General features: G+C 62.0%; 23 protein-coding genes. 9 read left to right on the top strand and 14 right to left on the bottom strand.

Annotated elements, in window-relative coordinates; translation table 11 throughout:
• The first annotated feature begins 198 nt into the window (after nt 1-198).
• Nucleotides 199-708: a DUF5330 domain-containing protein gene (locus tag KY465_RS15265; RefSeq protein ID WP_219202969.1), complete on the top strand. Its 510-nt coding sequence runs from the start codon at nt 199-201 to the stop codon at nt 706-708.
• 213 nt (nt 709-921) lie between these two features.
• Nucleotides 922-1350, top strand: a complete 429-nt coding sequence (locus KY465_RS15260; protein WP_219202967.1) for a SufE family protein — start codon at nt 922-924, stop codon at nt 1348-1350.
• Nucleotides 1351-1381: 31 nt separating this feature from the next.
• On the opposite strand, the gene KY465_RS15255 is transcribed toward KY465_RS15260, so the two are convergent.
• The 10 genes from KY465_RS15255 to KY465_RS15210 form a co-directional block, all read right to left on the bottom strand.
• Entirely contained in the window at nt 1382-2254 is an 873-nt protein-coding gene (locus KY465_RS15255) for a DUF6456 domain-containing protein (protein WP_219202965.1), read from the bottom strand.
• Nucleotides 2251-2790 (bottom strand): helix-turn-helix domain-containing protein, encoded by a 540-nt coding sequence (locus KY465_RS18725; protein ID WP_255561742.1) that lies wholly within the window; start codon nt 2788-2790, stop codon nt 2251-2253. The genes KY465_RS15255 and KY465_RS18725 overlap by 4 nt, the downstream gene beginning before the upstream one ends.
• A gap of 346 nt (nt 2791-3136) precedes the next feature.
• Nucleotides 3137-3568 (bottom strand): Ros/MucR family transcriptional regulator, encoded by a 432-nt coding sequence (locus tag KY465_RS15245; protein WP_219202964.1) that lies wholly within the window; start codon nt 3566-3568, stop codon nt 3137-3139.
• 398 nt (nt 3569-3966) lie between these two features.
• The gene (gene mnhG, locus KY465_RS15240) at nt 3967-4323 is read right to left on the bottom strand and encodes a monovalent cation/H(+) antiporter subunit G (protein WP_219202961.1); all 357 of its coding nucleotides are present in this window, start codon (nt 4321-4323) and stop codon (nt 3967-3969) included.
• A complete protein-coding gene (locus KY465_RS15235) occupies nt 4320-4790 on the bottom strand; it encodes a cation:proton antiporter (protein WP_219202959.1) in 471 nt (156 codons plus the stop codon). Before KY465_RS15235 ends, mnhG begins: the two co-directional genes overlap by 4 nt.
• Nucleotides 4787-5260: a Na+/H+ antiporter subunit E gene (locus tag KY465_RS15230; RefSeq protein ID WP_219202957.1), complete on the bottom strand. Its 474-nt coding sequence runs from the start codon at nt 5258-5260 to the stop codon at nt 4787-4789. Before KY465_RS15230 ends, KY465_RS15235 begins: the two co-directional genes overlap by 4 nt.
• Nucleotides 5257-6882: a Na+/H+ antiporter subunit D gene (locus tag KY465_RS15225; protein ID WP_219202955.1), complete on the bottom strand. Its 1626-nt coding sequence runs from the start codon at nt 6880-6882 to the stop codon at nt 5257-5259. The genes KY465_RS15230 and KY465_RS15225 overlap by 4 nt, the downstream gene beginning before the upstream one ends.
• A gap of 32 nt (nt 6883-6914) precedes the next feature.
• Nucleotides 6915-7292, bottom strand: coding sequence for a Na+/H+ antiporter subunit C (locus KY465_RS15220; protein WP_219202954.1), 378 nt, complete (start codon nt 7290-7292; stop codon nt 6915-6917).
• The gene (locus KY465_RS15215) at nt 7292-7711 is read right to left on the bottom strand and encodes a Na+/H+ antiporter subunit B (protein ID WP_219202952.1); all 420 of its coding nucleotides are present in this window, start codon (nt 7709-7711) and stop codon (nt 7292-7294) included. The genes KY465_RS15220 and KY465_RS15215 overlap by 1 nt, the downstream gene beginning before the upstream one ends.
• On the bottom strand, nt 7711-10083 hold the full coding sequence (locus KY465_RS15210) for a putative monovalent cation/H+ antiporter subunit A (protein WP_219202949.1): 2373 nt from the start codon (nt 10081-10083) through the stop codon (nt 7711-7713). Before KY465_RS15210 ends, KY465_RS15215 begins: the two co-directional genes overlap by 1 nt.
• A 220-nt stretch (nt 10084-10303) precedes the next feature.
• On the opposite strand from KY465_RS15210, the gene msrB reads away from it, so the two are divergent.
• The 6 genes from msrB (at nt 10304) to KY465_RS15180 (ending at nt 19769) form a co-directional block, all read left to right on the top strand.
• Nucleotides 10304-10714: a peptide-methionine (R)-S-oxide reductase MsrB gene (gene msrB, locus KY465_RS15205; protein ID WP_219202947.1), complete on the top strand. Its 411-nt coding sequence runs from the start codon at nt 10304-10306 to the stop codon at nt 10712-10714.
• Nucleotides 10715-11096: 382 nt separating this feature from the next.
• A complete protein-coding gene (locus KY465_RS15200) occupies nt 11097-12431 on the top strand; it encodes an AMP-binding protein (protein WP_219202944.1) in 1335 nt (444 codons plus the stop codon).
• Nucleotides 12432-12541: 110 nt separating this feature from the next.
• Complete coding sequence (locus KY465_RS15195) at nt 12542-14635, top strand: S9 family peptidase (RefSeq protein WP_219202942.1); 2094 nt, start codon at nt 12542-12544, stop codon at nt 14633-14635.
• Nucleotides 14636-16056: 1421 nt separating this feature from the next.
• The gene (locus KY465_RS15190; protein ID WP_219202941.1) at nt 16057-17166 is read left to right on the top strand and encodes a vWA domain-containing protein; all 1110 of its coding nucleotides are present in this window, start codon (nt 16057-16059) and stop codon (nt 17164-17166) included.
• 152 nt (nt 17167-17318) lie between these two features.
• On the top strand, nt 17319-18425 hold the full coding sequence (locus KY465_RS15185) for a vWA domain-containing protein (protein WP_219202939.1): 1107 nt from the start codon (nt 17319-17321) through the stop codon (nt 18423-18425).
• 294 nt (nt 18426-18719) lie between these two features.
• Nucleotides 18720-19769 carry a vWA domain-containing protein gene (locus KY465_RS15180; RefSeq protein ID WP_219202937.1) on the top strand — a complete coding sequence of 350 codons (1050 nt, stop codon included), beginning with the start codon at nt 18720-18722 and terminating at the stop codon, nt 19767-19769.
• An 18-nt stretch (nt 19770-19787) separates the two neighbouring features.
• Here the strand turns inward: KY465_RS15180 and KY465_RS15175 are convergent, their stop codons facing one another.
• From KY465_RS15175 to KY465_RS15165, 3 genes are all read right to left on the bottom strand, one after another.
• A complete protein-coding gene (locus tag KY465_RS15175) occupies nt 19788-20735 on the bottom strand; it encodes a cytochrome c (protein WP_219202935.1) in 948 nt (315 codons plus the stop codon).
• Nucleotides 20736-20737: 2 nt separating this feature from the next.
• On the bottom strand, nt 20738-21184 hold the full coding sequence (locus KY465_RS15170; protein WP_219202933.1) for a c-type cytochrome: 447 nt from the start codon (nt 21182-21184) through the stop codon (nt 20738-20740).
• A 193-nt stretch (nt 21185-21377) separates the two neighbouring features.
• Nucleotides 21378-21980, bottom strand: a complete 603-nt coding sequence (locus KY465_RS15165; RefSeq protein ID WP_219202931.1) for a superoxide dismutase — start codon at nt 21978-21980, stop codon at nt 21378-21380.
• Nucleotides 21981-22310: 330 nt separating this feature from the next.
• Between KY465_RS15165 and KY465_RS15160 the strand changes: the two genes are divergently transcribed.
• Nucleotides 22311-23588 (top strand): pilus assembly protein TadG-related protein, encoded by a 1278-nt coding sequence (locus KY465_RS15160; RefSeq protein ID WP_219202929.1) that lies wholly within the window; start codon nt 22311-22313, stop codon nt 23586-23588.
• A 30-nt stretch (nt 23589-23618) separates the two neighbouring features.
• Here KY465_RS15160 and KY465_RS15155 read toward each other — a convergent pair whose 3' ends face one another.
• Entirely contained in the window at nt 23619-24488 is an 870-nt protein-coding gene (locus tag KY465_RS15155) for a branched-chain amino acid aminotransferase (RefSeq protein ID WP_219202927.1), read from the bottom strand.
• Between the last annotated feature and the right edge of the window lie 38 nt (nt 24489-24526).

Genomic DNA, 24526 nt, shown 5'->3' with positions numbered 1-24526 from the left:
TTTCGGGCGCAGGGGAGAACCCGGTCCGGAGCGTTCGGCGGCATTGCTTCAAATTTTAGATAAATTCGCTTCAATTTGCAGCGGGGCCTGCAATCGCCTCTTTGCAAGTGTGCGCTAGGGTGGCCTGGCATCGGGAAAGCAGGTGTCGCTGGCAAAAGCGGCTTGCCGACCGAAAGCGCAGAAAAGAGGGTCAAGGTCATGTGGTTTCTTCTGAAAGGTGCGTTCTGGTTTTCGCTGGTGTTGCTGGCGCTGCCCTTCGTCGCCGGTTCACCGGAGACGGCAGACCGGCGCGCTGACGCGGTCAGCACCGACCCCATGGCGGTGCCCGCCGCGCCGACCGAGGTGGCGGGCGATGTCGGCCAGGGCCTGGCCGTGGCCGCTGCCGCGATCGGCGACATTTTCGCCATGTGCGAGCGCAACCCGGCGATCTGCGAGCGGGGCGGGCAAACCTTGCATGCCCTCGGCCTGCAGGCGCGCGAGGGAGCACGTGTCGCCTACCGGCTGCTTGATGAGCATTTTGCTGCCGGCGCAGAGCCAGGCGAAGGCGAAACGCTGATCGTGGCCGGAAACGGCCTTGCGGCGCCGGCCGGCGATACGACCTATCCCGGCGACCGGCCGACACTCGTCATGTCTGAGCCGATCGTCACGGGCTCACTGCCCGCCGGCGTGCCGCTTGACCGGATCCCGGTTCCCACGCTGCTGCGCTAGAGCAAGGACTACGAGCCGCCGGTTTGCGGCCAATTTTTCCAAAGACGTGTATTTCTGCCATGCATTGGTTATATGCGGGGGCTCTAGGCGGGCCTGTGTGCGGGGCCTATATGCTGGGCGGAGAGATCGCCCCGGTGGCGACCCCCTGCCCGGCCCCTGTTCGGCCCCTGTTCGGCCCCCTGTTCGGCCAATGCAAGAAGACAGCAGAGAACCATGACCGACCTTAAGACGATCAAGGACGATTTCGCCTTCCTGGATGAATGGGAGGACCGCTATCGCTATGTGATTGAGCTGGGCAAGAGCCTGCCGGCCATGCCCGAGGCGGAAAAGACCGAGGAAGCGAAGGTGCGCGGCTGCGCCAGCCAGGTGTGGCTGGCCACCGACAGCGAGGCGGCCGGCAAGCCGGATGACCCGGTGATGCATTACCGCGGCGATTCGGATGCGCATATCGTGCGCGGCCTGGTGGCGATCGTGCTTGCGGCGGCCTCAGGACGCCGTGCCTCGGAAGTGACGGCGCTGGAAGCGCAAAGCCTGCTCGGCGAACTCGGCCTCGGCGAGCACCTGACGGCGCAGCGCGCCAATGGTCTGCGCTCAATGGTGGATCGCATCAAGCAGGAAGCGGGCAAGGCGCGGCAGGCCTAGGCCACGGTCGTTGTGCGCGGCTCGCCGGCTTTCAGCTCGAGAGATCACGCGATGTGCCGGTGTTGCGCTCGAGATCGGCTGCAAGGTCGGGCCGGTAGCCGGGTGCGCCCCAGCACCGCGCGGTGGTCTGATGCGGCTCTTTGCGGCGCGGTCCGCGGTAATGGCGCGCCAGCATCTCAAGCCCGGCGTGCAGGAGCAGCTTCGCGGAACGCTGCGGCCATTGCCGCTCGCGCTCGACCGTTTCCAGCCCCTTGAGAAAGCAGCAGATATCGACGAGCAGGCCGGCCAGTTCCGGCCCCACCGCATCGAGCGCCTTTTCAACCCGCAGCCGGGCGGCGAGCGCCGCGTCGGCGAGATCGGCAACACCGCTGGTTCGGTTGGTCGTGCCGCGGCTGACGACCGGCTGCATGGAAGCGCTTATCCCCGGCATATAGTGTCCACGCGTGAAATCGGCGCGTAGCCGGTCGCCGGCGTCAAGCAGGTCGGACGGGAACCAGCGCGTCCCGTCGCGGCGGCGCAGACGGGCTAGGCCGCCCAGCGGCGATTCGTCGAGATTGATCTTGACCCTCTCACCATCGGCACACGGCCGGAACGTCCTCTCGCCATGCTGGTCAGCGAAGCCGTCATCCTCGGCGAGAAGCCGCTTCAGGCTCTGCACTCCGGCGCGTGTCAGACGCAACCGGCGATCAACGCTGGTCACGCCGCCGCGGCGCAGAGCCTGAGTGAGGCAGGCTGCAGCAACGGTGAGGCTTCGCCCGTCGGGCCGTTCGAGTGCCAGGCCTTCTTCGGGGCCGGCGGTGTGCACGGCGCGGGCGCAGGAACAGCCCTGATCGCCGGCATGGGCGAGAAAACGATAGAGCTTCAACCGCGCCCGCCGCGTCGTCGCACTGTCATCCCGCGTCATGATGCGGCAGTCTTCGACGGCTTCGCTGCCGACGCGCGATCGGCGAAAACCGCCCGCACGCAGCGCTCGCAACTGTCGAGAAAGGCGTCATAGGCGGGATGGTCGCGGCGGTCCTCGACGACGGCACAGCCGTGGATGACCGTCGAGCGGTCACGCTGCAGCGCCCGGGCGATGCTTTGATAGGACATCGACAGGGCCACACGGCACAGATACATGGCGATCTGCCGCACCTGGCACTGGGGTCTCTGGCGCGTGACGCTGTGCGGCAACATGCCGATGCGCGCCAGGGCGAACAACTCCTCGACCAGCGTCAGGACAATGGCCGCCTCGGCCCGTGTGGCGCTTTCCCTGGAGCCGGCAGCGCGAGGCGCCGGCTTGTTTCGGCCTGGCGCGGGGTCGCAAGCCCTGGTGGTTTTCGCCGTGCGAGCCGTGATTGCAGCGGGTGCACAGGCGGCGAAACCGGCATTTGTTGCGGATAGGACGGGAAACGTGGACGGCGCGGTGGAATGCCGGTGGGGATCATGAAACTTGCACATCAAACTCATTCCTCATTAGGTAGGAATATATTCTTTCTACCTATGACGAAAGGGAGGACGTGCAACCACCAACTTCCTGCAACCTCCTGTTGTTTTTATTGGGGTTATTGACTCCCTTTTCCGCTTTGCCGCGATTTTCTTCCCCCCTTTGGGCACCCATTGGTCCAGCCCTGGCGCTGCTCGGCCCCGGCGCCAACAGCAAAAAGCCCCGGCCAGGGACCGGGGCTTTCAAGAGGTTTGTTCGGCCAGCACCAACGCGGGGCAGGCTCGCGGGCGTGTATCAAGAAGGCCGTATCAGCAGGGCCGTATCAGCAGGGCCGGCTCGGGGCGTCAGCCCCGAAAGGCGTTACGCCGCCTTGCGACGCTTACGCTTCTGACCGAGACCCATTTCCTTGGCCAGACGCGAGCGGGCTTCGGCATAGGACGGAGCAACCATCGGGTAATCGGCCGGCAGGTCCCACTTCTCGCGGTACTGCTCGGGCGTCAGGCCGTAATGGGTCATCAGGTGACGCTTCAGCGATTTGAATTTCTGTCCATCTTCCAGGCAGATGATGAAGTCGTTCTGGACCGAGCGACGCACCGGCACCGCCGGCTTGGGCTTTTCGACTTCCTCAACCTTGCTGTTGCCGGACACACCGCCCAGCGCCGAATGAACATTGCTGATCAGGGCCGGAAGATCGCCGGCGACCACCGCATTGTTGCTGACATAGGCAGCTACAATTTCCGAGGTCAACTCGATCAGCAGGTCGTTGCCATCGTCTTGAGGAGCTTCGCTCATCTTCTATTCCTTGTCTTATACAGCAAGCCACAAATTCTGAATCGCGGCCGCCGAGGCTTTTTTCTTCCATCTCCAGCATCGGGTCCGGAGAGATTTGCGACTTCTATCCGAAAACCTTGGCAATACAAATGGAATTGTGTTCGTGTATCATTTTTGAATACATCAACGACTAGTAAGAACGAAAGTCACACCATAACTGACAGGCTAAATTTAGCACATCATGAAACTTAGATTAGAATCCGATTGTTCCTGCAACTGATTCTCCGCTCTTTTGTCCGGTTGATAGCTGCCAATGTTTACCAGTTATAATTCACGCGCACGTAACGCAGCGTGAGGGACAGCAGAAATTTTCCATGGCGAAGAAACAGGGCCGCGCGACACCTGCCAGATCACACAGATCAAATGGAGCCGGAAGTCTGTTCTTCAACAGTGGAGGCCATTTCATCTCTGACCGCGGTCGGTCCCAGCCTATAGCCGACGGCATAGGCGGCCTTGGCAAGAAGATGCGCAGAGATCGGGGCCGTGAGCAGGAAGAAGATCACCCCGGCCAGCGCGCGGGCCATGACGCCGGCTTCACCGGCATGGATGGCCAGCGCGATGAGCAACAGGCCGGATCCGACGGTTCCGGCCTTGGAGGCGGCGTGCATGCGGCTGTACAGATCGGGAAGGCGCAGCAGGCCGATCGAGGCGACAAGCGCGAAGAGTGCGCCGATCAGAACAAAGGCTGCCGAGAGCAAAGTCAAGGCGATGGTCATGGCCGCTCCTTTGTCGCATCCGAACTTGTGGGCGCGCTGGCATCCGAACTCGTGGGCGGGCTTGCGGAAGGACGTTCCGCCGTCGCTGCGCCCTCGCCCTGCTTGTCGCCGCGCGCGGGGGCGTGCCTTGGCGGGCGGTTCTTCAGGCGCTCAGCCTGGTTGTGTTCTTCCAGCAAATCATCCTCGGTCTTGCCGCGGGTCAGGATGAAGCGCGCGAAGGCGACGGTCGTCAGGAACCCGACAAGCCCGAGCGCGATCGCGATGTCGACATAAAGAACATAGCCGGTCTTGATGCCGATCACCGCGATGAAGCCGATTGCGACGGCGACCAGCATGTCGAGCGCGAGCACGCGGTCGGGCAAAGTCGGCCCGCGGATGACGCGGATCAGGGTCACCAGAAATGACAGGCTGAGGATCCAGAGCGACAGATCGACCGCATAATCAAGAATCAGATTGGCTTCGCTCATCGGAACGCCTCCATGATCTTGCGTTCGAAACCCTCGGCAATGTCGCGGCGCGTCTGGTCCGGTGTCGAGGCGTCGATGGCATGCACGAACAGGATGCGCCGGTCATCGGACACATCGACCGACAGCGTGCCGGGGGTCAGGGTGATCATGTTGGCCAGCAGCGTGATCTCGAAATCACGGTCGACCTTCAGCGGATAGGCGAAGATGCCCGGCTTGAGATCCATGCGCGGCGACAGCACCAGGATGGCGACGCGCCAGGCCGACAGGATCAGTTCGTAGATGAACAATAACGCCAGCGAAACGACGCGGCGGGTGCGCGAAAAATAGCCGACCGATCCCACTTGTTCCCGGATCAGGGACAACACGCCCATGGCGAGAACGAAGCCGAAGGCGAGGTTGCCGAAGCTGAACACGCCGGTGACGGCCGACCAGGCCAGGGCAAGCAGCACATTGACGAGAAACAGGCTCATTGCGGCACCTCGCCGGGAAACACCGACAGCACATAGGCCGACGGATCGAGCAATGCGGCCGCTGCCTCCTGCGCCGCCGCCAGCAAGGGTTCGGGCCACAGTCCGAAGACAACACTCAGGCTGGTCAGCGCCAGCAGCACGGCCATGGCCGCAAAGGGCGGTGCCGCGTCTCCGGGTGCGGCCACCGGCGGCTCGTGGCGGCCCTCGACAGCGGTGGGCGCGCGCGGGTTCGTTCCAGGTTCGGCGCCGACCGGAGCCGGGCGCCAATAGGCCAGCAACCAGATGCGGCCGGTGGCAATGGTGGTCAGGAACCCGGTGACGAGAATACTGGCCGCCAGCCACCATGCCCCGACATCCAGCGCCGCCTTGACGAGGAGGACCTTGGGCCAGAGGCCGGAAAACGGCGGCAGTCCGGCAACCGAGAAGAACAGGGCGAGCGTCGTGAAGGCAAGCACGGCGTGACCGGCATACAGCCCGCCCGAGCGCGACAGCAGGAAGCTGCCGGCCAGCGTGCCGCCAATGCCGGCCGCGAAATACAGCGCCGTCATCACCACCATCGAATGCAGCGCATAGAAGATGGTGCCGCTCAGCCCGCCGGGGCTGCCCAGCGCAATGCCCGCCATCATGACGCCGATGCCGGAAATCACCAGGTAGCCGACCGCGCGGCGGGTGTCGTTCTGAGCCAGGGCGCCGACAACCCCCAACACCATGGTCAGGGCGGCAATGACAGCGATGACCCAGGCGAGATGGTCGCGTTCGACCGGAAACAGCATGACCAGCACGCGTATCAGGGCGTAGATGCCAACCTTGGTCAAAAGCCCGCCGAACAGCGCCGAGACGGCCAGCTTCGGCGTATGGTAGGAGGCCGGCAGCCAGAAATTGACCGGAAAGGCCGCCGCCTTCATGGCAAAGGCGAGCAGATACAGCGTCGTCAGGGTCATCAACGGCGCGGTGTCGCGCAATTGCGGCGCCTTGACAATAATATCGGCCATGTTGAGCGAGCCGAACAGGCCATAGAGATAGCCGGTGGCGATCAGGAACAGGGTCGTGCCGACCAGATTGAGAAAGGCGTATTTGGTGGCGCCGTCGATCTGGGCGCGTTCGGAGCCGAGCACCAGCAGGCCGAAGGAGGCGATCAGCAACACTTCGAACCAGACATAAAGGTTGAACACGTCACCAGTCAGGAAGGCGCCGGAGACACCCGCCATCAGCAGCATCAGGAACGGATAGAAACCGTAGCGGCGCCCGGTGGTGTCGACATCGGCGCGTCCGAAAACGCCGGCGGCCAGCGCCACCAGCGCAGCGGTGAGCGCGAACAGGGCGCCCATCAGATCGACCGTGAAGGCAATGCCGAAGGGCGGCAGCCAGCGTCCCATGACCATGGTCAGGGGGCCTTCGGCCAGCACCCTGACGAGCAGCGCGGCATCGAACAGACACAGGCCGATCAAAGCGAAAATGGCGATGCCCGGATGCAGGGCAGTGCGCTTGCGCAGCATCAGCAGCACCGCGCCGGCCAGCAGGCACCAGGCCACCGGCATGACGATCAGCCAGTCGGCCAGCGGTGTCGGCGCCATATTGAAGGCGGCACTGAAATCAACGGGTGTTTGGGCTGCGGTTGCCATTGCGGCGGGTCTACTCCTTGGGTGCGATGGCGCTAATAGCCCAGCGGCGGGGCATCTTCATCGGCCGGCTCGGCGACACGCATCTCGTCAGTATCGTCGGTGTCGAGCTCCTGGAAGGCACGATAGCCGAGCACCAGCAGGAAGGCGAAGAATGAAAACGAGATGACGATGGCGGTCAGGATCAGCGCCTGCGGCAGCGGGTTGGCAGCGGCGGTGGTCAAAGTCGTCTCGTCGGTGGCGATGATCGGCGGCACTTCCCGGGTCAGCCGGCCGGCGGTGAAGATCAGCAGGTTGACCGCATTGCCGAGTATGGCGGCGCCGAGCAGCATGCGGATGATGTGCTTGGACAGAAACAGATAGATCGACACGGCGAACAGGGCACCAACGAGCAGGGAGAACAGCGCTTCCATCAGCCGCGATCCCTTTCTTCCAGTGCCAGGGCAATCGAGGTGATGGCGCCGAGCACGACGAAATAGACACCGATGTCGAACAGGAGCACGCTGGAGAGATCAATCTCGTTGCCGAACAGATGCAGCTTCATCCAGTTGCCGGTCATGAACGGCACCGACAGGGGCAGCGAGATCATGCCGGCGAGCGTCGACATCAAAAGGCCGAAGGCCGACAGCGCCATGGGGTGGAAATAAAGCGCCCGGCGCACCGGCGCCACACCGCAGGCGATGCCGTAGATGGCGAAGGCGGAGGCGGCGATCAGCCCGCCGATGAAACCGCCGCCCGGTTCGTTGTGGCCGCGCAACAGGACGAAGATCGAGAACAGCACCATCAGGCTGGTCAGATAGGGTGCCACCGTGCGGAAGATCACCGTGCGCATCAGGTCCCCTCCCCGCGTGGCGCATCCGGATCATTCTCGGCCAGCATGCCGGGACGCCAGCCGGCGCGGACGCGGATCAACGACAGGATGGCAAGACCGGCGACCATGACGACGGCGATCTCGCCGAGCGTGTCGGTGCCGCGGAAGTCGACGATGACGACATTGACGATGTTGGCGCCGTGCGCGACCACCTTCGAATAGGCGACGAAGAAGTCGGTCAGGTAGCTGTTGAACGGCTGCTCGGTGACGGCGAGCAGATAGAGCATGAAGCCGACACCGCACAGGGACGCCACCGAAGCGTCGAATATCTTCTGCTTGGTGGGCCGGTGGTCGGCCGGCGACAGGCGCAGACGCGTCATCACCAGAGCGAGAATGACCACCGACAGGGTTTCGACCATGAACTGGGTGAAGGACAGATCCGGCGCTCCGAACAGCATGAAGATCAGCGCCACGGCAAATCCCTGCACGCCGAGCGTGACGATCGCAGTCAGGCGATCGCGCGCCCAGATGACCGCGGCCAGGCCGATGAAGGCGATGAGAATGATCGCCAGCTCATGGATTTCCGCATCCTCCGGCCAGGCGGGCAGCGATGGCCATTCCCCGTAAATCGCCATGGGGGCGAGCAAGGCGGCGGCCACGGCGAGAAAGGTCACCGTCATGTAGATGTCGAGCCGGCCCGGCTGCAGAATGGCGGTCAGCATGCGCGAGGCGCGCACGCTGGCGGCGATGAACTGGTCGAAGCCGCGATCCGGTCCCCAGCCCAGGGCGGTCAGTGTCGCGGCGATGGCGTTTCGTGCGGGGGTCAGCGCCAGATAGATGGCAGTGGCGAGCACGACGGTGGCGAGCGAGAGATAAAGCGGCATGCCGAGATGCGGCAGCAGAGAAATGGTGATCTCTTCTGAATGGCCGGCGACGGCGCTGGCCATCGGCGAGGAAATGATGGCGTGAAAGAGCGGTGAGAAGACGGCCGCGAGCAGGCCGGCGAGCGCCAGGAGGAACGGGCCGAGCCAGAGCAGAGCCGGGCCTTCATGCGCGTCTTTCGGCGTCTTCACTTTCTCGCCGAGGAAGGGCTTGAAGGCGACGACGAAGCCGATGACGAACATCAGCGCATTGCCGATCACCGCGACGGCGACAAAGGCCAGCGACCAGTAATCGGCTGCATACAGAGCGGCGTAGATCTCTTCCTTGGCGAGAAAGCCGAAGAAGGGCGGCAGCCCGCCCATCGAGAAGGCGGCGGCAAGGGCCGCGACAAAGGTGATCGGCATCGCCTTGCGCAAGCCGCCAAGCTGCCGGACATCGCGCGTGCCCGATTCGTGGTCGATCAGGCCGGCGACCATGAACAAGGCGCCCTTGAACAGCGAATGGGCGACGAGATAGAGGACGGCGGCGGCAACGGCATAGTCGGAGCCGAAGCCGGTCAGCATCACCATCAGGCCGAGCGAGGCAACGGTGGTGTAGGCCAGCATCAGTTTCAGATCCGTCTGGCGGATGGCCAGGAGCGCGCCGACAAGCAGCGTTGTGCCGCCAAAGAGCGGCAGAATGGTCTCCCAGGCCGGCGTGCCGCCAAAGGTCGGGTTGAGGCGCATCACCAGATAGACTCCGGCTTTCACCATGGTTGCCGAGTGCAGATAGGCGGAGACCGGCGTCGGTGCCTCCATGGCATTGGGCAGCCAGAAATAAAACGGGAACTGCGCCGATTTGGTAAAGGCGCCACCGAGCAGCAGCACCAGCGCCAGCAGGTAGAACGGGCTTGCGGTGATGTCGCCGCCGAGCCGGACCAGGAGCGAGAACTGGGTGATGCCGGTGATGTTCCAGGTGACGAGCAGTCCGGCCAGCAGGCTCAGGCCGCCGAGACCGGTGACGACCAGCGCCTGCAGCGCCGCGCGGCGCGAGGCGGCGCGGGTGTGGTCGAAACCGATCAGCAGGAACGAGGTCAGCGATGTCAGTTCCCAATAGACAAACAGCATCAGGAAACTGTCGGAGATCACGAGGCCGAGCATGGCGCCCATGAACAACAGAATGAAGACGAAGAACCGGCCGAGCTGCGGATGGCCCTTGAGATAGCCGCCGGAATACAGAACGATCAGCGTGCCGATGCCGGAAATCAGCAGCGCAAAGGTCAGCGACAGACCGTCGAGAAACCAGGAGAAACTCAGGTTGAAAGACGGCACCCAAATGAAACCGCCGGTGACCACGCCACCGGCAGCGACCTTGGGGACATAACTGGCGAAGCGGATAAAGACGAGCAGCGGCAACAGGGCCAGGACCCAGGCGGCATGATGGCCGAGACGGCGGGTGAGCCATGGAGCAATAAGCGCGGCAAGAAACGGCAAAACAATGGCAGCCAGGGTCATGACTTGCTCGGCGGGCATTGCTTCTCCGGACTCTCCTGCCCCGCTGGGGCACCAACTGAACGATTCAGTGACACTTAAATTCCCGGTGGCGCATCCGCAAGGCAAGCCGGGTGAAACAGGTCGAAAAATCGGACCAGAGCGCAATTTGACCGGCTGCAATGGCGGATCGGCGCCGGCATGCGGCCTTGTCGCCTCCCGCTGCGCTCCTTATCTTCAGGGCAAGCGAAAGGATCATCCGATGAGCAACGAGACCAAGCCGAAGATCGACAAGAGCAAGGAAGAATGGCGCGCCGAGCTGACGCCTGAACAGTTTCGCGTGACGCGCGAGCACGGAACGGAGCGCGCCTTCACCGGGCCGAACTGGGACAGCAAGGGAGACGGTGTCTACCGATGCATCTGCTGCAACAAGCCGCTGTTTTCGTCAGAGACCAAATATGACTCGGGCACCGGCTGGCCGAGCTTTTACGAGCCGGTGGCGCCGGACGCGGTCAGTGAGCATCGCGATCGCTCCCTGTTCATGGTGCGCACGGAAGTGCGCTGCAGCGATTGCGACGCGCATCTGGGCCATGTGTTCAAGGACGGGCCGGCGCCGACCGGCCTGCGCTACTGCATGAACGGCACGGCAATGCGGCTCGACCCGGAGGCGTAGAGCCCGGGTCAGAGGCGGGGAGCATAGAGCCCGGTCCCGCCTCCACCCTATTCGGGGCAATTGACACTGTAATAACGGCCCGGCGGTGCGTATCGCCGGGCCGTTTTCTTTTGCGATGATTGCGCCATTCCGCGCCAGTTGAGGATCAGGACCCATGCCCACCCCGCAGCGGCGGGGTGCCACGGCAGGGACATCGCGAAAAAATTGCATCAGAAACCCTGCACATTTCAGTAATTTTTGCCTATAGTCCGCTCCTGCACCCCGCTTCGATCGTACGATTGCCGGTTCCGCATGGCAGAGCGCGGTGTTAATGGTTAATGAAGTGTTAGGTTTTCTCCGATGCCGAATTCAAGTATGAGTAAGTATATTTTCGGAGATATACATGAACTATAATATTTCATACCCATTTTACTTAAGTTCTCGCCGCCAGCCGTCGGATGCTGCCGTGGTGTTCGGCCATCATCGATTGAGCTACGGCGCCCTGCGGATCAGCGTGCAGCGTCTGGCCTCAAGTCTTTCGAACCGGCTGACGCGGCGTCGCGTGGGTATTCTTGCATCGCGCAGCATCCATGCCTGTGTCGGTGTCCTGGCAACGGCATGGGCCGGCGGTCACTACGTGGCGATCAACCTGCGCACGCCGCCCGAAGAGTTGCAACGGCTGCTGGAATTTCTGCAGCTGGATGCCTTGATCGTCGATGCGGCCGGGGTCAAGCTCTTGACCCCCGATGTGCTGACCGCGGCGCCCTATGCGGTCTACGCGCCCGGTGCCGGTCCTGCCGCCTTTCTCTCCTATCGCAACAACCGGCCGATTCCGGACACTGTTGTGCTGCGCGAGCCCCAGCAATGCGGACCGGGAGATCTGGCATGCATGCATCTGAGCACGGCGCCGAATGCCGGGCCGGAGGGCGGGTATCGGGCGGCGATGGTGCCGAATGGCGCCCTGTTCGCCTATCTCGATGCGATCGACGGCTGGTATGATCTGAGCCCCAATGACCGGGCGGCGGAAACCGCTGACCTGACCTCGATGCTGTCGGTGCACAATATGCTGACCACCTGGAAAGCCGGTGCGGCGCTGCATATCATGCAACTGCTCGAGATGCTGGCGCCCGGCACTTTCGTGCAGAGGCACGGCATAACCACCTGGCTTTCGGCGCCATCGGTGATTACCGGCGGCCCCCTGGGCGGACCGCCGCCGGGCGGCATGCCGACGCTGCGGCTGTCGTTGTTCTGCGGCGCGGCGCTGAGCAGCAAGGCGGCCGAGATCTGGCGCAGGGCCACCCCCAACAGCCTCATCGAGACGCTGCACGGCCCGCCGGAGGCGCCGGTGGCCTGTTTCCGGCGCAGCCACGAGGATGGTGCCGCCGCCGCTCCCGGCCTGAGTGCGGCCCTCGGCCAGGTGTTTCCCGGGATGCAGGCCGAAATTTTCGACGATGATCTGTCGCCGCTGCCGGATGGCTGGTCCGGGCAGATCGCCCTGACCGGGCGGCAACTGGCGACCGCCTATTTCCAGGAACCGGCGCTGACGGCGCAATGCTTTCCGATCATCGGCAGCCAGCGCTGGTATCTGTCGGGGCATCGCGGCTATCGCGATGCCGATGGCACGGTGCATCATCTCGGTCCGATGGACATGCCGGATGTCGACGCGCTGCGCCGGCTGAGCGAGAATGCGTCCGCCCGCGGCGAAGCGGCCGCCGACACGGCAGCAATGTCGGGCTGAACGCCGGGACGCGGGATTGAGCGCGGCGGCCGGGTTGAATAGCACCGGCGAGCGGCCTACATCGGACCCCTGTCCCCCGCAGCCCCCTGCCCCTACAGCCGGAGTCCCGCTTGACCGCATTCAAAAATCTGCCCGCCGCCCCGATCGCCCCGCAGCGCCCGGTGTCCGACACGCATCACGGCACGACCCGCTCGGATCCCTACAGCTGGCTGCGCGATGCCAACTGGCAGGCGATGTTCAAGGACCCTTCGCTGCTTGACGCGGACATCCGGGCGCATCTGGAGGCCGAGAATGCTTATGTGAGCGCGGCGATGGCCGATACGGAAGAGCTGCAGAAGACGCTGTTCAGGGAAATGCGCGGGCGCATCAAGGAGGATGACAGTTCCGTTCCGGCGCCCGACGGCCCCTGGTGCTACGGCATCCGCTATGTCAGCGGCGGCGAGCATCCGATTTCATTCCGTCTGCCGCGCGAGGGCGGCAAGGAAGAAATTCTGCTTGATGGGGACCGGGAAGCCAGAGATGCGGCCTATTTCCGGCTGGCCGGCAGCAGCCACGCGCCCGACCACCGGCATCTCGCTTGGGCCTATGACGACAAGGGATCGGAGTTTTTCACGCTCAAGGTACGCAACCTGGAAAGTGGCGCGGATCTCGATGACCTGGTCGAGAACACGGGCGGCGGCGGTGCCTGGACAGCGGACAGCGGCGGCTTCTTCTACACGGCGGTCGATGAAAATCACCGCCCGGCGCATATTTACTACCACCGGCTCGGCACGCCGCAGTCGCAGGATCGGCTGGTGCGCGAGGAGAGCGATCCGGGGTTCTTCATGGGCGTGGCGGAAAGCCGCCTGCACGATTACATCTTCATTGCCATCAATGATCACGAGACCAGCGAATGGTGGACCGTGCCCGCCGATGCGCCCGAGAAAGCGCCGCGGCTGGTGGCAGAGCGGCGCAGCGGCGTCGAATATTCACTGACCGAGGGCGGCGATGTCTTCTACATCCTGACCAATGTCGATGGCGCCAAGGATTTCAAGATCATGCAGGCACCGGTCGGCGCTCCCGAGCCGGACAACTGGACGGAGGTGGTGGCGCACAAGCCCGGACGCCTGATCCTGTCGATCTCCGCCTATGCCGATCATCTGGTCTGGATGGAACGGGAAAACGGGTTGCCGCGCATCATTGTGCGCCAGCGCAGCACCGGTGCGGAACACGCCATTGCCTTTGACGAGGAAGCTTACTCGCTCGGCTTCCAGGGATCGATGGAATACGACACCGAAACGGTGCGGTTCACCTATTCGTCGATGACGACGCCAAGCCAGCTGTTCGAATACAACATGCGCACGCGCGAGCGGCACCTGCTGAAAGAGACCGAGATCCCGTCCGGTCACAACCCCGAGGACTACGTGACGCGCCGCATCATCGCGCCAGCTCACGACGGCGAGAGCGTGCCGGTCACCCTGCTCTATCGCCGCGATACGCCGCTCGACGGCTCGGCCCCCTGCCTGCTGTATGGCTATGGCGCCTACGGGATTGCGATCCCCGCCGCCTTCAACTCGAACTGCCTGTCGCTGGTCGACCGCGGCTTCATCTATGCCATTGCGCATATCCGCGGCGGCAAGGAGAAGGGCTTTGCCTGGTACGAGGCCGGCAAACGCGCGCACAAGCGCAATACGTTTCACGATTTCATCTCGGCGGCCGAGGCATTGGTCGCGGCTGGGCTGACCCGGCACGACAGGATCATTGCCGAAGGCGGCTCGGCCGGCGGGATGCTGATGGGCGCGGTGGCGAACATGGCACCGGGCGCATTCGGCGGCATCATCGCCGCGGTGCCGTTTGTCGATGTGCTCAGCACCATGCTGGATGACAGTCTGCCGCTGACGCCACCGGAGTGGCCGGAATGGGGCAATCCCGCCGCATCCGAGCAGGACTACCAAATGATCGCCTCCTATTCGCCGTATGACAATGTGACACGCCAGGCCTATCCGCCGATCCTGGCGCTGGGCGGGCTGACCGATCCGCGCGTGACCTATTGGGAACCGGCGAAATGGATCGCCCGGCTGCGCGAGTGCTCGACCTCCGGCGAGCCGATGCTGTTGAAGACCAACATGGCGGCCGGACATGGCGGCGCAGCGGGGCGGTTTCAACGGCTTGAGGAAATCGCGTTCGAATACGCCTTTGCCTTGAAGGTTGTCGGGCGGGCCTGAACCCGCTGCAAGACGCGTGAAACGCGGCAAGATCGTGCCGCGGCGTGGTTCGGGCGCTGCTGCCCGTCGGCGGACGCCTGAGCGGCTTGCGATCACGCCCCGAGGTTGTCCGCTGGCGCCGATTTCACCGGGATTCCGCACCGGGCCTCGATTTTACCCAGCGCGCCACCTTCACCGTAAAATTACACATTTTTACTTGATTTCCCTTAGGGAATATGGTCCATTGCGCGTGGAAGCGGGGTTTGTTCTTCGCTGTTTTGGCGGATTTCGATCCTCCCGCTTCTGCGAAAGGCCTGCGCTACCTATTTATAGTAGGCTAAATTTCGCCTGTTTGAGGATTTTTGAGGGGCGCCCTAAGAGATAAACCAAACTGAATACTGTATTTTTTCCGATCAGAATCCCTTTTCACTACATAAATTTCAAATTTGCAAGAATAGTCTGGGCGTCTTTTCATTTTTATAGTTTTATTTTCAAGTTAACGGCTTTTGCCGATTTTCTCGATTGTCGTTTCAAGATAAAACGGCAAGATGTTCCGATCTCCCTCCTGACGACCTGCGAAACAGAAGTGTCCCTTAATATTGTCCTGGAATCGGGTTCGGATTTTGCCTTTCAGACAAGCCGGATATTTTCACCTTTTTAGGTAATAATGCCGGTTTCGGGGACCTTTGCCGTCGGGTCTTCGGCAGCCGTGCGAATGCTTTGGGGTGTGCTTTGCGCGCGAGGAATCGGAGCGGCACTTGCTTTCCCCACCTTACTTTTCCCACCATACTATCCCCACTTACGGGCCGCGTGCGATCGGACGCCAAACGCAGTGGCTGCGCAAGCGTGCGAGGTCAAAACCGGGACTCTGACACCGGCGACGGAAAAACCGGGGCTGCGATACTGCCGCCCGCCAACAGGCGTTCGACATCACCCCCCCCCCGGCCTGGTGCCGTTCGTTGAGACATGTCGGCAGGCTGAGCGCTCGAGCCATATCAAAGGCAAACCGCGCGGCAACCCATAATTCAATTCCGGGGTTCATCGCGGCCATCACCGGGCGGCAGCTTCATTGTCCGCTGCATTGGCAACTGCGTTGGCAGTTCATGAGCGCTTTGCGGGATTGCTCCGTGGGCGCTTGATATTCGCCCCGCCGGCGCTCGGGCCCGCTCGGCGCGCATCCCGTCCGGGCCGATCGGACAGCGACGGATGATCCTCTTTCGGGCCCCCGCAGGCGCAGGCGATACCGTTTGGTGCGGCGCCCCGTATCGCCCCCCCAGCAACGCTTGCGTCATATGAGGCCGCCCAGCGCAAACTGCCGGCTCGACAATCGTAAAATCAATATAGATGAATATTCAAATAGATAATTTTCTCTTTAGTCTTTACACAATACAAAGTTTTACTTGGTAATATTCATTTCCTATTGTAGTCGGGATTTCAATCCAATGTCTCATTTTTATGATCAATTGCGCCTGTTCCTCCGCGATGCGCGCGGCAATTTCGCCGTTTTCGCGGTCGCCCTTGTGCCGCTCAGCTTCGCGGCCGGCAGTCTCGTGCTCGATTTCGCCAATGTCATGATGGTCAAGGCGCGAACACAGAACGCAGCCGATGCTGCTGCGCTGGCCGTGGCGGCGCGCCTGGCGGATGGCACGCTGACAACGGCAAGCGAGGCCGAGTCCGAGGCTGTCGATTATTTCAACGGCGAGATCAGCAATGAGCTGGCGCATTTTTCCAGCTTCGCCGCGACGCCGAGCGCGAGCGTCAGCCAGACCCTCGCCAACGGCTTGCCGGTCTGGCAAGTCGCGGTCGATGTCGAAGCCTCCATCGATCTGACCCCGCTCGCAGTGCTGTTCGATGCGTCGACGATGACGTTCAATGTTCTGGCGGAAACGCAAAGCGCTTCGCAGGTGCAGCACGCCTTCTCGATGGCTCTGGTGCTCGACGTGTCCGGATCCATGGACTGGTACGGCGATTCTTCCACAACGCCTTCGAACGGGCAGCCCAAGAAGATCGAGGCCCTGAAAACAGCGGTGACCAACCTCCTGACGCAAATCGACGAGGCGGACCCCACGGCCGACTATTCGCGCGTCGGCGCCATTGCCTATAATTCGGATGTCGTCGATTACACCTTGATCGACTGGGGCACAGACGGCGTGCAGAGCTTCACCGACCGGCTCACGGCGTCCGGCGGCACGTCATCCTGGTACAGCTTTTTCCTTGCCTACGCCGCCCTCGGCGACGCGATCGAGGATTCCAGCCATCTCAACAAGAACGGGCTGACACCGGACCGGATCATGATCTTCATGACGGACGGCAACAACAATGCATTGCGTTCAGACTTCTACACGCAGAATTACTGCGATCTCGCCAAAGCTGACGGGATCACCATCTACACGGTGGCGTTCATGGCGCCGGACAAGGGCAAGGCATTGCTGTCCTATTGCGCGACCGACAGCGAGCACTATTTCGAGCCGAGCAGCGCCGACGATTTGGTCGATGCATTCTCCAGCATCGGGCAGACGTCGAGCGAGATGCTGGCGCGCCTGACGAAATAGGGCTGCCCCGGCCGCATGCGGCAAGCGGTATGTCGGGCGAACGGCATATCGATAGAATTTTACACACAGATTTAGGGGAAATTACAGACCTCTAATATGATGATGCGCGGATGTGTCATCACCGGCCACATTCGTCGCACCAGACGTTCTGCTTGAGTACGACCCAGGCGGCCCAGGCTTTCTGGCGCCGCCGCGACGGCAATTTCGCCATGCTTGCGGCAACCCTGGTGCCGATCTGTTTCGCCGTCGGCAGCCTGGCCATCGATGTGTCGAGCGTGATGGCCGTCAAGGCACGCTCGCAGCATGCGGCCGATGCGGCGGCGTTGGCGATCGCGGCGCGCCTTTCCAACGGCACAATCAGCGATGCCTCGACCGCTGAGGCGGAAACCCTCGATTATTTCAATGGCGAAATCAGCAATGAGCTGGCGCAATATTCAAGCTTCGCCGCGACGCCGGTGGCCACGGTCAACCAGATCAGCGTTGGCGGGCAGAATGTCTGGCAGGTCGATCTGCAGGTGGCCGGTTCGATCGCGCTCACGCCCCTGGCGAAACTGCTCAACGGCACGACGATGAACTTCGACGTGAGCGCGCGCACCGAAAGTGCGCCGCCGGTGCAGAACGCCTTCTCGATGGCGCTGGTGCTTGATGTCTCCGGATCGATGGACTGGTACGGCACCACGTCCTGGGCGCCGTCGAACGGGCAGCCGAAAAAGATCGAAGCGCTGAGAACGGCGGTGAGCAACCTGCTGACGCAGATCAAGACCGCCGACCCGGAGGCGAACTATTCGCGCATTGGCGGCACGTCCTACAACACATCCCTCGTTGACTACACGCTGATGCAATGGGGGACATCCGGTGCCGAGGAGTTCACCGAGGATCTCTCGGCCAATGGAGGCACTTCATCCTGGCTCAGCTTCTGGCTGTCGTACCAGATGGTCAAGGACGGCCTGGAGGAGACCTACCATCTGAACAAGAACGGGCTGACACCGGAAAAATTCATCGTCTTCATGACCGATGGCGACAACAATTACAGCAGTTCCGACACCTATACCCAGTACTATTGCGACGAGGCGAAGGGCGCCGGCATCACCATCTATACCGTGGCGTTCATGGCGCCGGACAAAGGCCAGGCTCTGCTCTCATCATGCGCGACCGATGCTGATCACTATTTCGAAGCGGAAACCGCCGACGATCTGATCGACGCTTTCGAGCGGATCGGCCAACGTTCCGAAGAAATCCTCGCCCGTCTGACGAAGTGACGCACCGCCCGCCGCCCTCAAGCTGATTTTAAGCCGTGCGCCCCGGCCGCCGGTCGCGTACGCGCCGCCCGCAAGGCCGCACGGCGGCTGCCTCCGCATGGCGGCGGGAAATCCATTCCGGTCTCGACGATTTGGCACAGATTGACGGCATTTTACCCATGCCTTTAGCGGTTTGTGCATGTTTTCATATTATTTTCTCGTGATACTCAAACGCACATCCGGCAGGTCGTCATGCTCGTTCATCGGTTTCGCAAGTTTCACTCCTTCGCCAACGACAGGCGTGGAAATTTCGCAATGTTTGCTGCGGTTCTCGTTCCCGTCTGTTTTGCCGCCGGCAGTGTGCTGCTGGACTTCTCCAATGTGATGACGGTGAAGGCGCGCACCCAGAATGCGGCCGACGCGGCAGCGCTCGCTGTCGCCGCGCGGCTGTCGGTGGGCGACCTCATCAACTCGTCCAAGGCCGAAAAGGAAGCCGAAGCCTATTTCAACGGCGAGATCAGCAATGAACTGGCGCAATATTCCAGTTTCGCCGCCACACCGGTGGCGACGGTCGGCAAGGTAACCCGCGACGGTCAGGATGTGTGGGAGGTCAATGTCAAGGTCGAGGGCTCGATCGGAGTGACGCCGCTGGCGTCGATATTCGATGCAGCAACCATGGATTTCGTGGTCAATGCCGACACGGAAAGCGCCCTGCCGGTGCAACACGCCTTCTCGATGGCGCTGGTGCTCGACGTATCCGGTTCGATGGACTGGTACGGGCAATATTCCTGGTCGCCGTCCAATGGACAACCCAAGAAGATCGAGGCCCTGAAGACCGCCGTCTCCAACCTGATGAGTCAAATCGATACGGCCGATCCGGATGCGAAATATTCGCGCACCGGTGCCATCACCTACAATTCCGGTGTCGTCGACTATCGACTGATGTCCTGGGGCACCAAACAGGTCACGAAATTCGCCGAAAAGCTAACGGCAAGCGGCGGCACGTCGTCGACCCAGAGCTTCTATCTCGCCTATGCCGCCGTCAATGCCCTGATCGAGGACAGCACTCACATCAACAAGAACGGCCTGACGCCGGAAAAGATCATGGTGTTCATGACCGATGGCGACAACAACAATGCCGTCGACGATGTCTACACCCTGGCCTATTGCACCGCGGCAAAGGCCGCCGGCATCACGATCTATACGGTGGCCTTCATGGCGCCGGACAAGGGTCAGTCCCTGCTCTCATCATGCGCAACCGACAGCGAACACTATTTCGAGGCGGAAACGGCCGATGACCTGATCGATGCCTTCGAGCGGATCGGTCAGCACTCCGAGCAGATCCTGGCGCGCCTGACGAAATAGGCCACCGCCGGTCGAGGACTATCGCGCCGGCACGGTCTTGAGATAGGCGGCAATCGCCTCGCGATCCGCAGAAGGCAGTTCGGCCATGTTCTTCTGCACAGCCACCATCGAACCACCGACGCTGTCGAAATCGGGCGTGAAACCGGATTCCAGATAATAGGCGATGTCGGCGGCGCTCCAGCTTTTCAGCGACGGGCTGCCCGGCGTGATGTTGGGCACACGTCCCTCGCCTTCCGGATTCGGCGCACCCGCCAGCCATTGATCCGTCTTCAAGCCGCCGAGCAGATTGCGCGGCGTGTGGCATTCGCCGCAATGGCCCGGCCCTTCGACCAGGTACTGGCCGCGCTGCAGCTGCGCATCGCCGTCCGCAAGCTCGGTTCGCGGCGCGTCATCGAAGAACAGAAACTTCCATCCGCCGAGCAAACGGCGCCAGCTGAAGGGAAATTTCAGCTCATGGTCGGGGTGTGTGGCATCGCTGGCCGGCAGGGTTTTGATGTGGGCGAAAAGGTCGGCAATGTCCTGATCGCTCATGCGGACATAAGACGCGTAGGGAAAGGACGGATAAAGATGGCTGCCGCCCGGAGCGATACCGGCCAGCATGGCGTTGGAAAACTGATCCAGCGTCCATTGTCCGATGCCGGCATCGGGATGCGGCGAAATGTTCGGCACGACGAATGTGCCGAAATCGCTGGTCAGGCGCAGACCGCCCGACAGCCGCTTGCGGTCGTCGCCGCTAGCCTCCTTTTCGGCATGGCACGACGCACAGCCTCCGGCCCAGAACACGCGTTCGCCGCGCGCCGGGTCGGCCTCGATGGCCTCGATGGCGGCAAGGCGTTCGGCGCTCACCGCGCGCGGTGCCGTCACGGCCCAAAAGACGCCGAGACCGGCGATCAGCGCCGCAACGGCGAGCCCGCCAAGAAGGCGGACGCGCCGTTTTGCGACCGGCCGGCCGTTTGCTGCCGCCATGCTCAGCTCTTCTTGATGCGATAGGTCTCGTGGCAGGCGCCGCAATTCTTGGTCAGCGGGCCGAATACCGCTTTCAGACCGTCGAGATCCGCCGGCGGGTCGGCGAGGATGGCGTCGGCGTCGCTTTGCAGCTTGTCAGCCTTGGCGCGGAAATCCTCCATGTTCTCCCAGATGGCCGGGGCGGCCTCGGTCTCCATGCCGGTCTCGCTGCCTTCGGGGAACAGCTCGGGAAACTTCTCGACATTGGCGGAAATGGTTTCCAGCGCGGCGATCACCGCGGCCTGGTCGAACGGTTCCTCGCCCTTGACCATCTTGGCCATGGTGCCGGTCGCGCCGCCCACCCCCTTCATCAGTTCCTGCCGCTCCTTCTGCGGCTCGTCGGCGGCGAAGGCCAGTGTGGCACAGCCGATCCCGAATGCGGCGGCAGTGAAAATCAGACGCAACTTCATCATCTTCTCCCTTTAGAGACCTGCGCCAATCAGCAGGCCTGCAGATGATTGCATGACCGGCTGGGAGATAAAATCACAAAAGCGTGATGCATGCGAAGAGTGGCGCGCCCTGGGGTCGACAGGTCACGGTCGCAAAAAAAGCCCCGACGTTTCCGCCGGGGCTTTTGCAGTGTCTCAGAGCGGGCCTTAGCTGTCAGACAGCCGCTTCGTACATTTCCAGCACGTGATCCCAGTCGATCAGATTGTCGACGAAGGCCTCAAGGTATTTCGGCCGCGCATTGCGGTAGTCGATGTAATAGGAGTGCTCCCAGACATCGACGCCGAGAATCGGGCTGGCGCCATGCATCAGCGGATTTTCGCCATTCGGGGTCTTCATGATCTCGATCTTGCCGTTCTTGACGGCAAGCCAGGCCCAGCCCGAGCCGAACTGGCCGACGCCGGCAGCGACGAAATCCGACTTGAACTTGTCGAAGCCGCCGAGATCGCTGTCGATGGCCTGCTGCAGCTTGCCGGGCAGCTTGTTGCCGCCGCCGCCCTTCTTCATCCAGCGCCAGAAGTGAATGTGGTTGTAATGCTGGCCGACATTGTTGATCAGCCCGGCATTGCCCTCGTCGTAAGCGGCCTTGCAGATTTCCTCGAGCGACTTGCCTTTATGAGCCGAGCCGGCGAGCAGGTCATTGCCCTTGGTGACATAGGCCTGATGGTGCTTGTCGTGATGGAACTCAAGCGTTTCCTTCGACATGTAGGGCGCCAGGGCGTCGTAGTCGTAAGGCAGTTCCGGAAGTTCGAGAGGCATATGCAATCTCCATGGTTCGAGGGTTTTGGCAAGGCCGGATGGGCCGATGGATCGGGTATCCCCCGCTTGCCGTCAGCCGCACCCATTCCGCCGCAGAAAACCGGTGTACGGATCTGTCGCCTTACATAGAGCCATCGGTTTTTCCTGACAATGTCCGAACCGCTTTTAAACAGCGGACCAGGGAACGGGCCTGCCCGCAAACCGGCGTGCCGCGATGTTTCCCCAAAGTTTTACATATAAACTACAGATAGAAGATTCATTTGTTTTTCATTTATCAAGTAAATAATTGTTTTTTATTTTATAATTTGTATTTAATACAAGGTTTTTAATATGAAACATGTATTTAAACATACGAAACATGAATCAAGCGGGAACTTCGGAATTTTCACGGCCCTATTGTTGCCGGTCGTCCTGGCAACTGCCGGCATGGCATTTGATCTTTCCAATGCCAATCGTGTCCGGTCGCTGCTGACACATTCGGCCGACAGCGCGGTGCTTGCGGCGCTGCAGCAGGCCAACAGCGATCTCGTGATGAATGGCGCAAAGACGGTCTACACAGCCGAGGAACTGCTTTCGGAAGACTTCATGCTGGCCAACAGCGACGACTACATGTCCTTCACGCTCACCGAGTTTGTGGTCACCGTGGAGGACATTTCCAATGTCCTGACCGCCACCGCCACCTATACGGCGGAACTGGATACGACGATCATGCACCTGTTCAATTACGAGACCATCACGATCAGCGACACGGTCCGCGCCGAGACCAACGCCGCCCAGAGCGCCAATTTCTATTTCCTGATCGACAATACCCCCTCGATGGGAGTTGCCGCGACGACCGACGACATCGCGCTGATGCAAGACAGCACACCTGATGGCTGCGCCTTTGCCTGCCACACGGAAAACGACAATGACAATTACCTCACTCTCGCCGAGACCTACGGCGTCAACATCCGCATCGATACGGTACGGCGCGGCGTGCAGGAATTGTTGAACGACATTTCCAGCCGCCAGTACTATCCGGATCAGTTCAGGGTCGGCATCTATTCATTCGGCGAGACGGCGAAAACCATGGGGCTGACGGAGATTGCGCCGCCTTCGAGCGATTTCGACGCGCAGGCCGCCATGGCGACTCAGCTGCAATTGATGAGCATCCCCTATCAGAACTACAACAAGGACCAGCAGACGCATTTTGCGGCAACTCTTTCCGATCTGATTCCGGTGATCACCGGTCACCAGGCCAGCGAGGCAGAGCGGGACGCGATTGTCGTTCTGATCTCCGACGGCGTCGGGGACGCGCGGCGACCTTATGCCTGCACGCGGAGCGTCATCCGCGCGACGCGCTGCATCGAACCGATCGACGATGCCGTCTGCACCGATATCAAGGCCGCCGGGATCCGCCTCGCGGTGCTCTACACGACCTATCTGCCGCTGCCCTCCAGCCCCTTCTACACGCGCTATGTGGCGCCGTTTCAGGATGACATCCCGACACAGATGGCCACATGCGCGACGCCGGGCCTTTATGCCGAGGTCGGCTTTAACGACAGCGTTCCAGCTGCCATTTCCGAACTTTTCGACACCGCGATCGAGATGCCGCGGCTGACCAAGTGAATAGTGCGCGTTCGGGACAGCGGGTTGGACCTAGGCGGAATGCGCCCAGTCCATGTAAAGGTCACGCACGGCATGGGCGACCGGGCCCGGCTGCAGGTCGCGCTCTTCGAAGCGAATGACCGGCACGACCTTGGAATGGTTGCCTGTCGCGAAGATCTCGTCGGCATCGCGGAAATCGGCCATGGTCAGCGATTTCTCGACCACCTGGCGGCCATCGGCGCGCATCAATGTCATGGCCCGGTGGCGGGTGATGCCGGACAGGAACGAGCCATTCGGCACGGGCGTGAAGACGACACCGTCCTTGACCATGAAGATGTTCGAGGTGGCGGTTTCGGCGACATTGCCGACCATGTCGAGCATCAGGGCGTTGTCGAAACCGCGGGCCTGCGCTTCGCGTATGGCGCGGCCGCTGTTGGGATAGAGGCAGCCGGCCTTGGCGTCCGTCGGCGCGGTTTCAAGCGATGGCCGGCGGAACGGGGACAGCGTCAGCGAGAAGCCGGAGGGCGCGATCATCGGCGATTCAAACAGGCAGAGGCAAAAACGCGTCGATGCCGGATCGGCCGGCACGCCCATGTAGCCGCCGTGCTCGGCCCAGTACATCGGCTTGACGTAGATCGCCGTCTTGCCGTCGAACTTCTTCACCCCATCGGCGACCAGCGCCTCGATCTGTTCGGCCGGGACCGTGGCTTCGAGGCCAAGGGCACGCGCCGAGCGGTTGACCCGCTGGCAGTGCAGATCGAGATCGGGGGAAACCCCCTCAAACCATCGGGCGCCGTCGAATACAGTCGACGCCAGCCACATGGCGTGGCTGACCGGGCCGATCAGCGGCGGGTTGCCCTCGATCCAGTCCCCGTCAACATAGGTCCATGTGGGTGTTCCGGCGCGCGTGCCGTGGGCCATTCCGCTCTCCTTGCCATGCTGTGCGGAGAGCAGCCAAG

Origin of the sequence: Neohoeflea coraliihabitans (assembly GCF_019334345.1) — a bacterium.
GTDB lineage: Bacteria > Pseudomonadota > Alphaproteobacteria > Rhizobiales > Rhizobiaceae > Pseudohoeflea > Pseudohoeflea coraliihabitans.
Note: the sequence above shows the minus strand (reverse complement) of the source record. Positions and strands in the feature narration are given on the sequence as shown.